Below are 14,951 nucleotides of genomic sequence, written 5' to 3'. Positions count from 1 at the left end.
TTACGGCGACGCAACCGTTTTCCTTGCGGGCATGACATGCTATTCTCGGTGCCCTTCAAATCCTGTGCCGCTGCGCACGTATGCATTGATTTCACTCGACAGGAGCTGACCGCATGTCATCCAACGCCGCCCCGGCCCGTATCGCCATCGTCATGGGTTCAAAAAGTGACTGGGCAACCATGCAATTTACTGCGGAAATCCTCACCTCGCTTAACGTCCCGTTTCATACCGAAGTGGTGTCAGCACACCGTACGCCGGATAAGCTGTTCAGCTTTGCCGAACAGGCGGCTGACCAGGGTTTTCAGGTGATTATTGCGGGCGCAGGCGGTGCGGCGCACCTGCCGGGCATGATTGCGGCCAAAACGCTGGTGCCGGTGCTGGGCGTGCCGGTGCAGAGCGCAGCGCTGAGCGGCCTCGACAGCCTCTACTCCATCGTGCAGATGCCGCGCGGTATTCCGGTCGGTACGCTGGCGATTGGCAAAGCGGGCGCGGCTAACGCGGCGCTGTTGGCGGCGCAGATTCTTGCGCTGCACGACGCTGAACTGGCGACACGCATGCAGAACTGGCGCCAGGCGCAAACCGATGAGGTGTTGAGCCATCCGGATCCGCGGGAGGAGGCATGAAGTCAGTTTGCGTACTGGGCAACGGCCAGCTGGGACGCATGCTGCGCCAGGCGGGTGAACCGTTGGGCATCGCCGTTTATCCGGTCGGGCTCGACGCCGAGCCGGACAGCCTGCCGATTCAGCAAAGCGTGATTACCGCTGAGATTGAGCGCTGGCCGGAAACCGCGCTGACCCGCGAACTGGCGCGTCATCCCGCTTTTGTTAACCGCGATATTTTCCCGCAGCTGGCCGATCGTCTGACGCAGAAGCAGCTGCTTGACCGTCTTGGTCTCGCCACCGCGCCGTGGCAGCTGCTGGCTGCAAAAACCGAGTGGCCGCAGGTGTTTGCCACCTTAGGCGAGCTGGCGATCGTTAAACGCCGCACCGGCGGCTACGATGGCCGTGGTCAGTGGCGGCTACGCGCTGACAGCGCCGACAGCCTGCCCGACGACTGCTACGGCGAATGTATTGTTGAGCAAGGCATCGCCTTCAGCGGTGAAGTGTCGCTGGTGGGCGCGCGCAATCGTGCCGGGCAAACCGTGTTTTATCCGCTGACGCATAATCTGCATGAAGAAGGCATTCTGCGCGCCAGCGTCGCCTTTCCTCAGGCTGATGACGCGCTGCAGCAGGAAGCCGAGCGCATGCTGGGCGCTATTCTGCAGGAGCTCGATTATGTCGGCGTGATGGCGATGGAATGCTTTGTGGTACCGCAGGGTTTGCTGATTAACGAACTGGCGCCGCGCGTGCATAACAGCGGGCACTGGACGCAGAATGGTGCCTCCATCAGCCAGTTTGAATTACATCTGCGGGCGATTCTCGATTTACCGATGCCAACGCCCGCGATCGGTGCGGTGTCGGTGATGATCAACCTGATCGGCACCGATCTGAATGCTGACTGGCTGTCGCAGCCGCTGGTGCATCTGCACTGGTATGAGAAAGCGGTACGTGAAGGACGCAAGGTGGGCCATTTGAACCTGTGCAACAACGATACCGCCACGCTGATTGCGGCACTGGCGGCGCTACAACCGCTGCTGCCAGCGGAATACGCTTCTGGCATCATTTGGGCGCAGCAGCAGCTTAATGGCTGATCGCCACGGATGCAGATGAAAAAGGGCCGCACTAGCGGCCCTTCTTTTATGCGCCATCAAAACGCCGGAACAGCGCCTTGCCTTTCAGCAGTCGTACGCCGAGCCAGCCGCCGCACAGCGACAGCAGGATGGCGCCGGTCAGCGGCAACGCCAGCCACAGCGTCAGATCGGGCTCCCACGGGAAATCAAACACCTTGCGTTGTAATCCCCACAGCGCCGCCTCCGCGCCAATCGCCGCCGCAATGCCGGAGACGCCGCCAAGCAGCGCAAACTCCCACCACAGCGTGCCGCGCAGCAGCTTTTTACCGGCGCCCAGCGTGCGCCACACCACCAGCTCCTGACGGCGCTGGCGCATGCCAACCTGAATCTGCGCTAACAGCAACAGCACACCGCAGGCGGTGACCAGCACCACCATGATCTCCAGCGCCTGGCTCACCTGCGCCAGCACCTGACCAATCTGCCGCATGATGCTGCCGATATCGAGCAGGCTGAGCGTTGGAAACTGCCGGTTGAGCTGCGCCAGCAGCGGCGGATTATTCTCCAGACGGAAGCTGGTCAGCCAGGTTTGCGGCTGATCGTCGAGTGCGCCCGGCGGGAAAATAAAGAAGAAGTTAGGCCGCAGGCTCTCCCAGTCAACCTTGCGCAGGCTGCTGATTTTCGCGGTGAACTGCTGGGTATCGCCGGTAAAGGTCAGGCTGTCACCGAGACCCACCCCCAACCTTCCCGCCAGCTCCGCTTCCATCGACACTTCACCGGTTTTTGGTGGCCACTCGCCCGCCACCAACGGATTGTGATCGGGGCGTTCACGCTGCCAGGTGAGGTTCAGCTCGCGGTTAAGGGCGTTATCCAGCCCCGGATCGGCAGCTTTACCATTGATATCGGTCAGCCGCACGCGCGCCACCGGATAAAACGGCTCGGCTTTCACCTGATGCGATTGCAGAAACGCCTGCACCTGCGGCACCTGATCGGCGGTCATGTTGAGCAAAAAATAGTTCGGGCTGTCGGCAGGCAGCTGCTGCTGCCAGCGATCGAGCAGATCGCCACGCATCACCAACAGCAGCGCCAGCAGCATAAACGACAGCGAGAAGGCGGCCAGCTGGCTGAGCGTGGTCCACGGCTGACGCAGCAGACGATTGATCGCCAGACGCAGCGCCAGATGCCGAACCGACACGCGGCGCAGCAACAGCAAACTGCCCCACCCCAGCGCGGCAAGCAGCAGCGCCAGCAACACAATGCCGCCCAGCAGCGCCCACAGCAGCTTACTGCCGCCAACCAGCAGCGCGAGCAGCGTCACCACAATTATCGCCATCACCGGCAGGTATATTTTCAGCGGCCAGACCTGCGCGATGATGTCGCGGCGCAGCACACGCAACGGCTGGGTAGCCAACAGCAGCCGGTAAGGACGCAGGCCAATCAGCAGCGAGATCACAAACAGCGAGCCGATCGCCCACACCCATGGCCAGAGGCTGGCGGCGGGCAGCTGGCCGGGCAGCACCGGCCGCAGCATGATCATCAGAATCTGCTCAAACCCGCTGCCCAGCAGCCCGCCAGCGACGGAAGCCAGCAGCAGCACCGCCAGCCACTGGCCGACGATCAGCTTACGGATAGCGGCGCGGTCAGCACCCAGGGTTTTCAGGATCGCCACCAGATCGTAACGACTGCGGCAATAGTGGCTCATCGCCACCGCCACCGCGGCCACCGCCAGCATCAGCGTCAGCAACGCCGAAAGCAGCAGGAATTGCTGGGCACGTTGCATTGAGCGGCCCAGCGCATCGTCAGCGTTATCAACGCTGGTCCAGCGCTGATCCGGCTTCAGCTTTGGCTGCAGCCACGCGTCATAGGCAGCCAGCTGCGGCGCATCCCCGGCGAATTTATAGCGCCAGGTCAGGCGGCTGCCGGGCTGAACGGCACCGGTTTTTGCCACGTCACTGAGATTCATCAGCAGCCGCGGCGCTGTCTGAAAGGGATTAAACCCGGCATCCGGCTCCTGAATCACTTCACCGGCAATCTTCAGCGTGGCATCGCCGACATCAATAGCATCGCCGGTTTTCAGATTGAGCAGCGCCAGTAATCGGGCGGCCACCAGCACCGTGCCCGCCTGCGGTTTTTGACCCGGCGGATCGGTTTGCAGCTGTCCAAACATCGGATAGCTGTCGTCCACCGCCTTCACCGAGGCGAGCTGTGGCGTCTGATCGGCAAAGGTCATGGTCATAAACGTTAGCTGACGGCTCACCTGCAGGCCGTTTTCCCGCGCCTGCTGCAGCCATGCGGCGGGCACTTCGCTGCTGCTGCTCAGGGTGCGATCGCCCGCCATATAATCACGGCTTTGCTGGGTTAAGCCTTTTTCCATGCGGTCGCTGATCGATCCCAGCGCCAGTACGCAGGCCACCGCCAGCGTCAGCGCCATCCAGACAATCAGCAGCGAGGGCGAGCGCCATTCGCGCCAGAACCAGCGCCAGATCATGCTTCCTCCCACAGCTTGCCGTCACGCAGCCGCAGACGACGGTCGCAGCGCGCCGCCAGTTGCTCATCATGGGTCACCAGAATCAGCGTGGTGCCGGTATCGCGGTTGAGGCTGAACAGCAGATCGACAATATGTTCACCGGTTTTGCGATCGAGATTACCGGTGGGTTCATCGGCAAACAGCAGCCCCGGACGGCCACTGAAGGCGCGCGCCAGCGCCACACGCTGCTGTTCACCGCCGGAAAGCTGCGCGGGCAGATGATGCAGCCGCTTGCCCAGCCCGAGCTGCGTCAGCAATTCGGTGGCCTGCTGACGACTCTGCTTTTCACCGTCACCACGCAGCAGCGACGGCAGTTGGACATTTTCCAGCGCGTTGAGAGTCGGCACCAGCATAAAACTCTGGAAAACAAAGCCCACCTGGCTGGCACGCAACGCGGCGCGCTGCTCCTCATCCATGTTATGCAGCGGCTGACCAAACAGGTTCACCTCGCCACTGCTGCCGTCGTCAAGACCGGCCAGAATACCCAACAGCGTTGATTTACCCGAACCCGACTCGCCAATCAGGGCGATGGTTTCAGCCGGTTTGACAACCAGCTCAACTCCGGTAAGGATGGTTAACTGATGCTCTCCCTGACCTACGGACTTACTAAGACCATGAACTTCAACAATGTTTTCCGCTGGCATTTCCCTTTCCTGTTGTTATTGCTGGTATTTGCACGCAGCGTATCGGCAGATACCCTGCTGGTTCTTGGCGACAGCCTGAGCGCCGGCTATCGCATGTCAGCCACGGCGGCCTGGCCGTCACTGCTGAATGAAAAGTGGCAAAAAAAACCTGCGGTGGTGAATGCCAGCATCAGCGGCGATACCGCCACACAGGGGCTGGCACGCCTGCCTTCGTTGCTGAAGCAACATCGTCCGCAATGGGTGCTGATTGAGCTGGGCGGCAACGACGGGCTACGCGGTTTTTCGCCGCAGCAGATTGAGCAGGACCTGCGTAAGATCATTACCACGGTCAAAGCGGCAGATGCCAAACCGCTGCTGATGCAGGTGCGTCTGCCCGCTAATTATGGCCGTCGCTACACTGAAGCGTTCAGCGGCATCTATCCGGCGCTGGCTAAAGAGTACGCCATTCCGCTGGTGCCGTTTTTTATGGAGCAGGTTTATCTTAAGCCAGAATGGATGCAGCAGGATGGGATTCACCCCAATCCGGCGGCGCAGCCCTTTATTAGCGGGCTAATGGCGCAGGAACTGGCACCATTAGTAAAACACGAGTAACGGATAACCGTGATCGACGACAGGTAAAGTTATGCAAAAATCAGTACTGATTACCGGCTGTTCCAGCGGTATTGGCCTGGCGGCCGCCATGGATTTACAGGCGCGTGGTTACCACGTGCTGGCCGCCTGCCGTAAACCCGATGACGTTGCGCGCATGGAACACCAAGGCTTTAGCGGCATTTTACTCGATCTGGACGATGCCGAAAGCGTGAGCCGGGCGGCGGAACAGGTGATCGCCCTGACCAATAACTGCCTGCATGGCCTGTTTAATAACGGCGGATTTGGCGTTTATGGGCCGCTGGCGCACCTTTCCCGCCAGCAGCTGGAGCAGCAGTTCTCGACCAACTTTTTCGGCACGCATCAGCTGACCATGCTGCTGTTGCCGGCGTTACAGGCCAGCGGCAATGGCCGCATTATCAACACCAGCTCGGTGCTGGGACTGATCTCCACGCCCGGCCGTGGTGCCTATGCTGCCAGCAAATATGCGCTGGAAGCCTGGTCTGATGCGCTGCGAATGGAGCAACGCCGCTACGGTATTCGCGTTAGCTTGATCGAGCCCGGGCCGATTCACTCCCGCTTTACCGATAATGTCAGCCAGGCACAGCAGGATAAGCCGGTGCAAAATCCCGGTATCGCCGCCCGCTTTACCCTGCCGCCAGAGGCCATTTTACCGAAATTACGTCATGCGCTGGAGAGTTCGCATCCCCGGCTGCGTTATCCGGTTACGCTGGTGGCGCACGCGATGACCATCCTCAAACGCCTGCTGCCGGGCTGGATGCTGGATCGTATTCTGCGTGGCCACTAAACTGCGGTAACGCACTGAACTTGAAGCGGGCTATTCCATCCCCATATCGTTACACAGTCATCAGCCTGAGAGACTCACTCATGTCACCACAAGCCACTATTATCAATATCAATGAAACCAACCTGCAGCAGACGCTTGAGCAGTCGATGCAGCTGCCGGTGCTGTTCTACTTCTGGTCTGAGCGTAGTCAACACTGCCTGGAGTTAACGCCGGTGCTGGAGCGTCTGGCGCAGCAGTATGCCGGGCAGTTTATTCTGGCTAAACTCGATTGCGATGCCGAACAGGCGGTTGCCGCACAGTTTGGTCTGCGGGCGATTCCTACCGTGTATCTGTTCCAGAATGGTCAGCCGGTTGACGGCTTCCAGGGGCCACAGCCCGAAGAGCAGATTCGTGCGCTGCTGGAAAAAGTGCTGCCGCGCGAAGAAGAGATGAAAGCGCAGGAAGCGATGGCGCTGATGCAGGAAGGCAAGCCGCTGGAGGCGCTGCCGCTGCTGAAAGAGGCCTGGCAGCTGAGCAACCAGGCATCGGAGATCGGCTTTCTGCTGGCCGAAGTGCTGATCACGCTGAACCGCAGCGACGAAGCGGAAACGGTGCTGGCCGCGGTGCCTTTGCAGGATCAGGACACCCGTTATCAGAGCCTGATGGCGCAGATCGATCTGCTGAAGCAGGCCGCCGATACGCCGGAAATCCAGCAGCTGCAACAGCAAATGAGCGAGCAGCCGGACAATGCCGATCTGGCCGCCAAGCTGGCGCTACAGCTGCATCATGTTGGCCGTAATGAAGAGGCGCTGGAATTGTTGATGGGCTTCCTGAAGAAGGATCTTAACGCGGCAGATGGCCAGGCGCGCAAGATGCTGCAGGAGATCCTCGCGGCGCTGGGCACCGGCGATGCGCTGGCGGCTAAGTACCGTCGTCAGCTTTACTCGTTGCTCTACTGAGTGCGACGCGGGCCGTTTCCGCGGCCCGCTGTTCTGCCCGGCTTAACGGCAGCCACCGGCAAGCTGTTTAATGATCGGGCATTCGGCGCCGTCGTCGCCCGGACACACCGCTGCCAGCGCCAGCAAGCGCTCGCGCATCGCGTGTAATTCAGTGATATGCGCTTCAATTTCGGCAGCTTTTTGCAGCGTACGCGCTTTAACATCGGCGCTGTGACGCGCAGGATCATTAAATAAGCTGATTAACTCGCCACACTCCTCCAGATTAAATCCCACCTGCCGCGCCTGCCGTAGCAGGGTTAATTCTTCGATATGTTGTGGCGTATAGCTGCGATAGCCGTTCTCACTGCGCAGCGGCGGCGTGACCAGCCCTTTCTCTTCATAAAAACGGATCGCCTTGCTGGTTAAGCCAGTTTTCTTCGCCACATCGCTGATGTTCATACTGTGTGTTCCGTTGTTCTGAGCTGAATAAATTGTGCGTTGTCGGGAGCAGACACTTGACCTTCCCCTTGATGGAAGGTTTACGCTCTATAACTAATCGATATTTTCTGCCGGGTCAAACCGGCCTCACAGGAGCGATAGCTATGTCACAGACAATATCACTGGCGTTAGAGGGCCTGACCTGCGGCCACTGTGTTAAACGCGTTAAAGAGGCGCTTGAACAGCGCGATGACGTGACCCATGCCGAGGTCACGATCACCGATGCGCAGGTCAGCGGCGAGGCACCGGTTGAGGCGCTGATTGCCACCGTAGAAGCGGCCGGTTATCACGCGGTGCCTGCATACCCAAAGGCTGATCCGTTGCCAGAATCAGAACCTCAGCCGGAAGCGCTGACAGCGGAGAACAGCGAGCTTCCGGCAGATCAGGATGGTCATCAGTTGCTGATTGAAGGCATGAGCTGCGCCAGCTGCGTCAGTCGGGTTGAGCGTGCGCTGCAAGGCGTAAGCGGCGTACAGCAGGCGCGCGTTAACCTCGGCGACCGTAGCGCGCTGGTGATCGGCGAGGTGTCGCCGCAGAGCCTGGTCGCGGCGGTACAACAGGCGGGATACGACGCAGAAGTGGTCGATGACGATCAGAGCCGCCGTGAAAAGCAGCAGCTGAGCGCGCAGCGTGCTACCCGTCGCTTTCGCTGGCAGTCAGCGCTGGCACTGGCGCTGGGCGTGCCGCTGATGGTGTACGGCCTGTTTGGCGACAATATGCAGCTCACCAGCAGTAACCGCACCGGCTGGCTGACGGTCGGGGTCGCTACGCTGCTGGTAATGGTGATAGCCGGTGGCCATTTTTACCGCAACGCCTGGCGCAGCCTGCTGAACCGCAGTGCCACCATGGATACGCTGGTGGCGCTCGGTACCGCGGCTGCCTGGCTCTATTCGATGAGCGTGGCAATCTGGCCTGATGTGTTTCCACCGCAGGCGCGGCACCTCTATTTTGAAGCCAGCGCGATGATTATTGGTCTGATCAATCTTGGCCATGCGCTGGAGCAGCGGGCACGGGCGCGCTCGTCACAGGCGCTGGAACGCCTGCTTGATTTAACCCCCGCGACGGCACAGCAGGTTACCGATCGCGGTGACGAAACGCTGCCGGTCAGCGAGGTGCGTACCGGCATGCGACTTCGCCTTAAAACCGGCGATCGGGTGCCGGTCGACGGCGAAATTGTGGAAGGCGAAGGCTGGCTTGATGAGGCGATGTTGACCGGTGAGGCCGCCGCACAGCGTAAAACCGCAGGTGCTACGCTGTATGCCGGTACGCTGTTGCAGGATGGCAGCGTGATTTTTACCGCTCAGGCCACCGGTAAAAACACCACTCTGGCGCGCATTATCCAGCTGGTGCGTCAGGCGCAAAGCAGCAAACCGGCGCTGGGCCAGCTGGCGGATCGTATTTCCGCGGTGTTTGTGCCGGTGGTGGTCGCCATTGCGCTGATCAGTGCCGCCGTCTGGTATCTCTTTGGCCCGGCACCGCAGATGGTCTACACACTGGTCATCGCCACCACGGTGCTGATCATCGCCTGTCCGTGTGCGCTGGGGCTGGCCACGCCAATGTCGATTATTTCCGGCGTCGGTCGCGCGGCCGAACTGGGCATTCTGGTGCGCGATGCCGATGCGCTACAGCAGGCCAGCCAACTCAATACGCTGGTATTCGATAAAACCGGTACGCTGACCGAAGGTAAACCGCGCCTGACCCAGCTGGTGAATCTCAGCGGCCAGAGCGACGATGCCCGGCTGCTGCGGCTGGCAGCGGCGCTGGAGCAGGGTTCCCGCCATCCGCTGGCACACGCCATTATCGCCGCCGCCGATGTGCAAGGCGCCCTGCCCGCGGTCAGGCGTTTCCGCACGCATGCCGGGAAAGGGGTCAGCGGTGAACTCGACGGCCAGCTGATTTTACTCGGCAACGCGGCGCTGATGGTTGAGCAGCAGGTGGATATCGGCCCGGCGCAGGCAGAAATCGACCGCATGGCCCAGCGCGGTGCCACGCCGGTGCTGCTGGCGCTGGCCGGTAAACTCACGGCGCTGCTGGAGATCCGCGATCCGCTGCGCGAAGAGAGCACCGCGGCGCTGGCGCGTTTACGTGAGCTTGGTTATCAACTGGTGATGCTGACCGGTGATAATCGTGCCACGGCGGAGGCGATTGCCCGCCAGGCCGGTATCGATGAGGTGATTGCCGATGTGCTGCCCGACGGCAAAGCGGCGGCGATCGTGCAGCTACAGCAGCAGGGCAAGAAAGTGGCGATGATCGGCGATGGCATCAACGATGCGCCAGCGCTGGCGCAGGCCGATGTCGGCATCGCCATGGGCGGCGGCAGCGATATCGCTATCGAAACCGCAGCGATCACCCTGATGCGCCAGGATCTGCATGCGGTTGTCGACGCGCTGGCCATTGCCAACGCAACACTGCGCAACATGAAGCAGAATCTGCTGGGCGCGTTCATCTATAACAGCCTGGGCATTCCGTTGGCCGCTGGCGTGCTTTGGCCGCTGACCGGCACGCTGCTCAGCCCGGTGATCGCCGGGGCAGCGATGGCGCTCTCTTCGGTTACCGTGGTCAGCAACGCTAACCGGCTGTTACGTTTTCAGCCGCCTGCCGCGCCTGTTAAAGCGCCAGCGAAACCGCTAGCATAGGGATCTCGCGGAAAAACAGAAGGATGAGAGCGTGCTGCAGAAACTTATTGCGCAGATCGCCGCGCGCTGGCCGCGAAGTTATGCCTGGCCAGCGCGCGATATTATGCTGGCTGGCGGTCAGCGGCTGCATCTGGTCGGCAGCATTCACATGGGCACGCAGGATATGCAGCCGCTGCCCGGTGGGCTGATCAAGCAGCTGCAGCGCGCCGATGCGCTGATTGTGGAAGCGGATATCACCCAGGGCGCATCGCCGTTCAGCCATCGTGAAACCGATCGCCCCTTATCAGAACGCCTGTCCGACGAACAGCTGGCTTACTTTACCCGTCTCTGCGACGAGCTCGGCCTGAGCGCCACGCCCTTTATGACCCTGCCCGCCTGGCAAATCGCCCTCACCTTACAGGCGCAGCAGGCGCAGCGGCTCGGCCTGCGTCCGCAATATGGCATCGACTATCAGCTGTTGCAGATCGCCGGCAACACGCAAAAACGGATTATTGAACTGGAAAGTCCGGAAGAGCAGCTGCAGCTGCTGCGAAATCTGCCGGAAGGTGGACTGGCGCTGCTCAGCGACACGCTGGAGCACTGGCATACCAACGCCCGCCTGTTGCAGCTGATGATCGGCTGGTGGATGCAAACGCCGCCAAAAGAGGTCTCACTGACCTTACCTGGCACCTTCAGCAGCGAGCTGAATGACGTATTGATGAACGCCCGCAACCAGCGCTGGTGCCATTTTCTGCAGCAGCTGCCCGCAGGCCGCTATGTGGTAGCGGTTGGCGCGCTGCATCTGTATGGCGAATGCAACTTGCTGGATCTGCTGAAAAACAGGTAAAAAAGAAGGCCGATATTGCTATCGGCCTGTCAAAGAGGAGTTCTTGTATAATTTTAGTTGTCATCAACGAGGGACTCGTTGAGCGACGGCGATTGTCGCTTAAAGCCTGGAATTTCGCCACTACTTATTATTTAGCGCCTTGCGCTCTGCTGAGGTTGAAAAACGATCATGACACCGGCAATAAAACTTCTGGAAAAGCAGAAAGTCCGTTTTACCCTGCATCCTTACGAGCACGACAGCAGTGAAACACACTTTGGCGACGAGGCGGTGCGCAAGCTCAATCTCGATCCATTGCAGGTTTATAAAACCCTGCTGGTGGCACTGAACGGCGATGCCAAAAACCTCGCGGTGGCGGTGACGCCGGTAGCCAGCCAGCTCGACTTAAAGAAAGTGGCAAAAGCGCTGTCGGCAAAAAAAGCGGAGATGGCTGACGTGGAGATCGCTCAGCGCGTTACCGGTTATCTGGTGGGAGGCATCAGCCCGCTGGGGCAGAAAAAACGCCTGCCGACGGTGATTGACCAGCAGGCCAGCAGTTTTAGCACGCTGTTTATTTCCGGCGGCAAGCGCGGCCTCGATATTGAACTGGCACCCGCCGATTTAGCCCGCCTGCTCAACGCCACGCTGGCGGATATCGCCCGCCGCGATTAATCATCGGCGCGCTGGGCGCAGAGGCGATCGATCATCCAGCGCCCGGCAGGCCCAGGCGGACGGTTGCGGTTCCACACTGCGTCCATCGAGATGCTCTGCGGCCAGCCGGCAATCGGCAGCTCGTGCAGCAGCTGATGACCAAACTGATGCACCAGCCAGCGCGGTAAGATACTCCAGCCAAACCCCTGTTCCGCCATCTCCAGCAGCAGCAAGTACGAGGGTGCCGACCAGACGCGTCCCACGGCGGGTTGCGCGGCGTTTTGCAACCAGGTGTTGAGCCGTAGCTGACGCAACGGCCTGAGCTGCGCCATCTCAACCTGCGGCAACTGAGCCAGCGGATGTTGATGATGCAGCCAGATGGCCATCTCCGCCTTCACCTGGAGCCGCGAGGTGGCGATGTCGCCGGGTAACTGTGCCTGGCTGCGAATAATGCCGATGTGCGTTCTGCCCTGCTGCAGCAGATCGATCACATCTTCATCCTCAGCAATCATGCATTCAAATTCGATATCGGGATAGCGCTCGGCAAAGCGATTAAGCAGCTGCTCATGGTGGTTCGCCTGCCAGAAATCGGACATCGCGAGGCTCAGACGCGGTTCGATGTTGCCCGACAGTCGTACCGCTAACTCATCCAGCCGCTGGCTGGCGGCCAGAATTTCTCGCACCTGCGCCAGCGCCCGCTGCCCCGCCTCGGTCAGTGATGGCTGCCGTCCGCGTCGATCGAACAGGCTGAAGCCCAGATCGATCTCCAGATTGGCCACCGCCGCGCTAACGGTGGACTGACTTTTGCCCAATGCGCGGGCGGCGGCAGAAAACGACCCACTTTCAGCGGTTTGTACAAATGCCTGCAGGGATTCGGGTGAATATCGCATGGTGATCTATCGCTTTTTCCGATGGGAACTCATTTAATTTTGGCATAAAAGCCGATGATAATAGCGGCCTACCCGTAAGGAGATGTTATGCAGACCCGTTCATTCAAAGAACGTATTTTCCACGCCGTCGGCTTCGAGCTGGTGGCGCTCATTACCGTCGCGCCGCTGGCGGCCTGGATCATGGATAAGCCGCTGTTTCAGATGGGCGCGCTGGCCGTGATGCTTTCTACCGTCGCGATGCTGTGGAATATGATTTACAACGTTGGCTTCGACCGACTGTTTCCGCCAGGTCAGCCGCGCAGCTGGCTAGTGCGCGCGGCTCACGCGCTCTGCTTTGAGGGCGGTTTTATTCTGATTGGCCTGCCGATTGCGGCCGCTATGCTGAATATTCCGCTGTGGAATGCCTTCCTGCTGGAGATCGGCTTTTTCCTGTTCTTTCTGCCCTATACCATGGTGTGGAACTGGATGTGGGACCGCCTGCGCGTGAAATGGGTGAATAAAGAAGATTGTCGTGCCTGATATCACGATAACCGGCCGCCACGGCGGCCGGTTTTACCTTTACTCGTCGTCCCAGCCAAACCACGCCAGAATCATCTTCGGATAGCTGCGTTTCTTCTGCTGCTCTGCTTTATCACGCGCCGCTTTTTCTTCAGCGGTGAGATGCACTATCTCGTTTTGCGGCGCAAATTTCGCGGCGTCGAGCGGAGAGTTTTTCTCGATATATTGCTTCAGCACTTCAGCATCAACAAAGCCGGTATTGACGTAGCTCGGCAGCTGATTTAGCGGCGGATAGCCATCGCCGCCGGTGGCGTTAAAACTCAGCGTCGCCATACGGTAGGTTTTATCCTGCTGCAGCGGCTCACCTTTGATTTTGATGTCGCTGACCGTGGTGCCATCGGCCACCAGGCTGACGTTGGCAAACTGCGCATAGGCACCCGAATCGACCTGCTTGTTTGCCACCACCGCCAGATAACGGGCGATCTCACTGCCTTTCATATCCACGTAAACCAGCGTGTTGCCAAACGGCTGCACCTTGAGCACATCTTTGTAGGTGATCGGACCGGATTCAATCGAATCACGCACGCCGCCGCCGCTCATTACGGCAAAATCCGCGCCGGTACGCGCCATCTGTCCGGCCAGAATCAGCCGCGCCATATTGGTTTGCACAAAGCGCACCTTGTTGCGATCCCCTTCCAGGCGGCCATTAACGCTACCAATTTTCACATTCAGCTGCGCCTCACCTTTTTTCTGGAATGGCGTCAGCAGCTTCATCATGGCGGTGTTTTTTGGGATCTCCGCTTCGTAGTTGACCCACTCGTCGTTGCCGCTGCTGTTTTTCACCTTGTGCTTGAGATTCACTGGCACCAGCGCGTAGTGCTCCAGCGTCAGCTCACCGTTGCGGAAGGTAAAGTCGGCACGACCCACATACTTGCCCCACTCGTGCGCCTGCACGATCCAGGTGCCGTTCTGCCGATCGGGCTCGCACGGCGTGCCGGGCACATAGTCAGCCTGCTTAACGTTCTCTTTGGCCATGCAAACCGGGTCCTGGGAGTGGCCACCGACAATCATATCGAGGTAGCCCTTTGGCAGCTCACGCGCCATTTCCACGTCGCCAGGCGCATTGGAACCGTGATTACCGTTGTCGTAATGCCCCATGTGGGTTACGGCAATAATCACATCAGGCTTTTCGGTGGCACGCAGGGTTTCAATCAGCGCCTTCGCTTCCGCGGCAGGCTTGCGGAACTCCATGTCGGTAAAATATTCCGGATTGCCGATTTTCGCCGTGTCGTCGGTGGTCAGGCCGATAACAGCAATTTTCAGTCCCATGCGGTTGAAGATGGCATAGGGCTTGAACAGGCGTTTGCCGGTGCTTTTCTGGTAGATATTGGCGGACAGCAGCGGGAATTTAGCCCACTTCTCCTGCTGGCGCAGCACCGCCAGCGGATTATCAAATTCGTGATTGCCGATGGCCATCGCATCATAACCAATCAGGTTCATGCCGCGAAAATCGGGTTCGGCATCCTGCAGATCGGATTCAGGCACGCCGGTATTGATGTCGCCGCCCGACAGAATCAGCGCCCCGCCACCTTTGGCCTGTACGTCATAACGCAGGCTGTCCATCAGCGTTTTTTGCGCCGCCAGACCATATTCGCCCCGCTCGTTGTACCAGAAGCGGCCATGATGATCGTTGGTGTGCAATACCGAGAAACGGTAGCTGCGATCTTTTTCAAAGGCCTGTGACAGGCCCGGAACGGCAAGCAGCGACAGCAGCAACGTACCCAGAACGGTTTTTTTAGCGAATGGCAAAGCAATCTCCTTGTCAG

General features: G+C 59.7%; 14 protein-coding genes. 9 read left to right on the top strand and 5 right to left on the bottom strand.

Annotated elements, in window-relative coordinates:
• Positions 1–113 precede the first annotated feature (113 nt).
• Positions 114–623: a 5-(carboxyamino)imidazole ribonucleotide mutase gene (gene purE / locus EM595_RS05130; protein WP_067428554.1), complete on the top strand. Its 510-nt coding sequence runs from the start codon at positions 114–116 to the stop codon at positions 621–623.
• The gene (gene purK / locus EM595_RS05125) at positions 620–1,690 is read left to right on the top strand and encodes a 5-(carboxyamino)imidazole ribonucleotide synthase (RefSeq protein ID WP_067428549.1); all 1,071 of its coding nucleotides are present in this window, start codon (positions 620–622) and stop codon (positions 1,688–1,690) included. The genes purE and purK overlap by 4 nt, the downstream gene beginning before the upstream one ends.
• A 46-nt stretch (positions 1,691–1,736) precedes the next feature.
• Here the strand turns inward: purK and ybbP are convergent, their stop codons facing one another.
• Together ybbP and ybbA are read right to left on the bottom strand one after the other, a co-directional pair.
• Complete coding sequence (gene ybbP / locus EM595_RS05120; protein WP_067428546.1) at positions 1,737–4,154, bottom strand: putative ABC transporter permease subunit YbbP; 2,418 nt, start codon at positions 4,152–4,154, stop codon at positions 1,737–1,739.
• On the bottom strand, positions 4,151–4,837 hold the full coding sequence (gene ybbA / locus EM595_RS05115; RefSeq protein ID WP_067435185.1) for a putative ABC transporter ATP-binding protein YbbA: 687 nt from the start codon (positions 4,835–4,837) through the stop codon (positions 4,151–4,153). Before ybbA ends, ybbP begins: the two co-directional genes overlap by 4 nt.
• On the opposite strand from ybbA, the gene tesA reads away from it, so the two are divergent.
• The 3 genes from tesA to EM595_RS05100 all read left to right on the top strand — a co-directional run bounded on the left by tesA (position 4,808) and on the right by EM595_RS05100 (position 7,171).
• Positions 4,808–5,428 (top strand): multifunctional acyl-CoA thioesterase I/protease I/lysophospholipase L1, encoded by a 621-nt coding sequence (gene tesA, locus EM595_RS05110; protein ID WP_067435188.1) that lies wholly within the window; start codon positions 4,808–4,810, stop codon positions 5,426–5,428. The genes ybbA and tesA overlap by 30 nt on opposite strands.
• A gap of 31 nt (positions 5,429–5,459) precedes the next feature.
• A complete protein-coding gene (locus EM595_RS05105; RefSeq protein WP_067428543.1) occupies positions 5,460–6,233 on the top strand; it encodes an SDR family oxidoreductase in 774 nt (257 codons plus the stop codon).
• Positions 6,234–6,313: 80 nt separating this feature from the next.
• Positions 6,314–7,171 carry a co-chaperone YbbN gene (locus EM595_RS05100; protein ID WP_067428541.1) on the top strand — a complete coding sequence of 286 codons (858 nt, stop codon included), beginning with the start codon at positions 6,314–6,316 and terminating at the stop codon, positions 7,169–7,171.
• Between the two features lie 42 nt (positions 7,172–7,213).
• On the opposite strand, the gene cueR is transcribed toward EM595_RS05100, so the two are convergent.
• On the bottom strand, positions 7,214–7,609 hold the full coding sequence (gene cueR, locus EM595_RS05095; protein ID WP_067428536.1) for a Cu(I)-responsive transcriptional regulator: 396 nt from the start codon (positions 7,607–7,609) through the stop codon (positions 7,214–7,216).
• Between the two features lie 143 nt (positions 7,610–7,752).
• On the opposite strand from cueR, the gene copA reads away from it, so the two are divergent.
• The 3 genes from copA to ybaK all read left to right on the top strand — a co-directional run bounded on the left by copA (position 7,753) and on the right by ybaK (position 11,758).
• Complete coding sequence (gene copA, locus EM595_RS05090; protein WP_067428534.1) at positions 7,753–10,284, top strand: copper-exporting P-type ATPase CopA; 2,532 nt, start codon at positions 7,753–7,755, stop codon at positions 10,282–10,284.
• 31 nt (positions 10,285–10,315) lie between these two features.
• A complete protein-coding gene (locus EM595_RS05085; protein ID WP_067428531.1) occupies positions 10,316–11,110 on the top strand; it encodes a TraB/GumN family protein in 795 nt (264 codons plus the stop codon).
• Positions 11,111–11,278: 168 nt separating this feature from the next.
• A complete protein-coding gene (gene ybaK, locus EM595_RS05080; protein WP_067428529.1) occupies positions 11,279–11,758 on the top strand; it encodes a Cys-tRNA(Pro)/Cys-tRNA(Cys) deacylase YbaK in 480 nt (159 codons plus the stop codon).
• Here ybaK and EM595_RS05075 read toward each other — a convergent pair.
• Positions 11,755–12,627 (bottom strand): LysR family transcriptional regulator, encoded by an 873-nt coding sequence (locus tag EM595_RS05075; protein ID WP_067428526.1) that lies wholly within the window; start codon positions 12,625–12,627, stop codon positions 11,755–11,757. The two genes, ybaK and EM595_RS05075, sit on opposite strands and share 4 nt — an antisense overlap.
• Positions 12,628–12,714: 87 nt before the next feature.
• Between EM595_RS05075 and EM595_RS05070 the strand changes: the two genes are divergently transcribed.
• Positions 12,715–13,146: a multidrug/biocide efflux PACE transporter gene (locus EM595_RS05070; RefSeq protein ID WP_067428522.1), complete on the top strand. Its 432-nt coding sequence runs from the start codon at positions 12,715–12,717 to the stop codon at positions 13,144–13,146.
• A gap of 39 nt (positions 13,147–13,185) precedes the next feature.
• On the opposite strand, the gene ushA is transcribed toward EM595_RS05070, so the two are convergent.
• Positions 13,186–14,910 (bottom strand): bifunctional UDP-sugar hydrolase/5'-nucleotidase UshA, encoded by a 1,725-nt coding sequence (gene ushA / locus EM595_RS05065; RefSeq protein ID WP_231938723.1) that lies wholly within the window; start codon positions 14,908–14,910, stop codon positions 13,186–13,188.
• Between the last annotated feature and the right edge of the window lie 41 nt (positions 14,911–14,951).

It is taken from the genome of Duffyella gerundensis, assembly GCF_001517405.1.
GTDB classification, from domain to species: domain Bacteria; phylum Pseudomonadota; class Gammaproteobacteria; order Enterobacterales; family Enterobacteriaceae; genus Duffyella; species Duffyella gerundensis.
The sequence above is the reverse complement of the archived record's forward strand: the minus strand, read 5'-3'. Positions and strand labels throughout refer to the sequence as shown.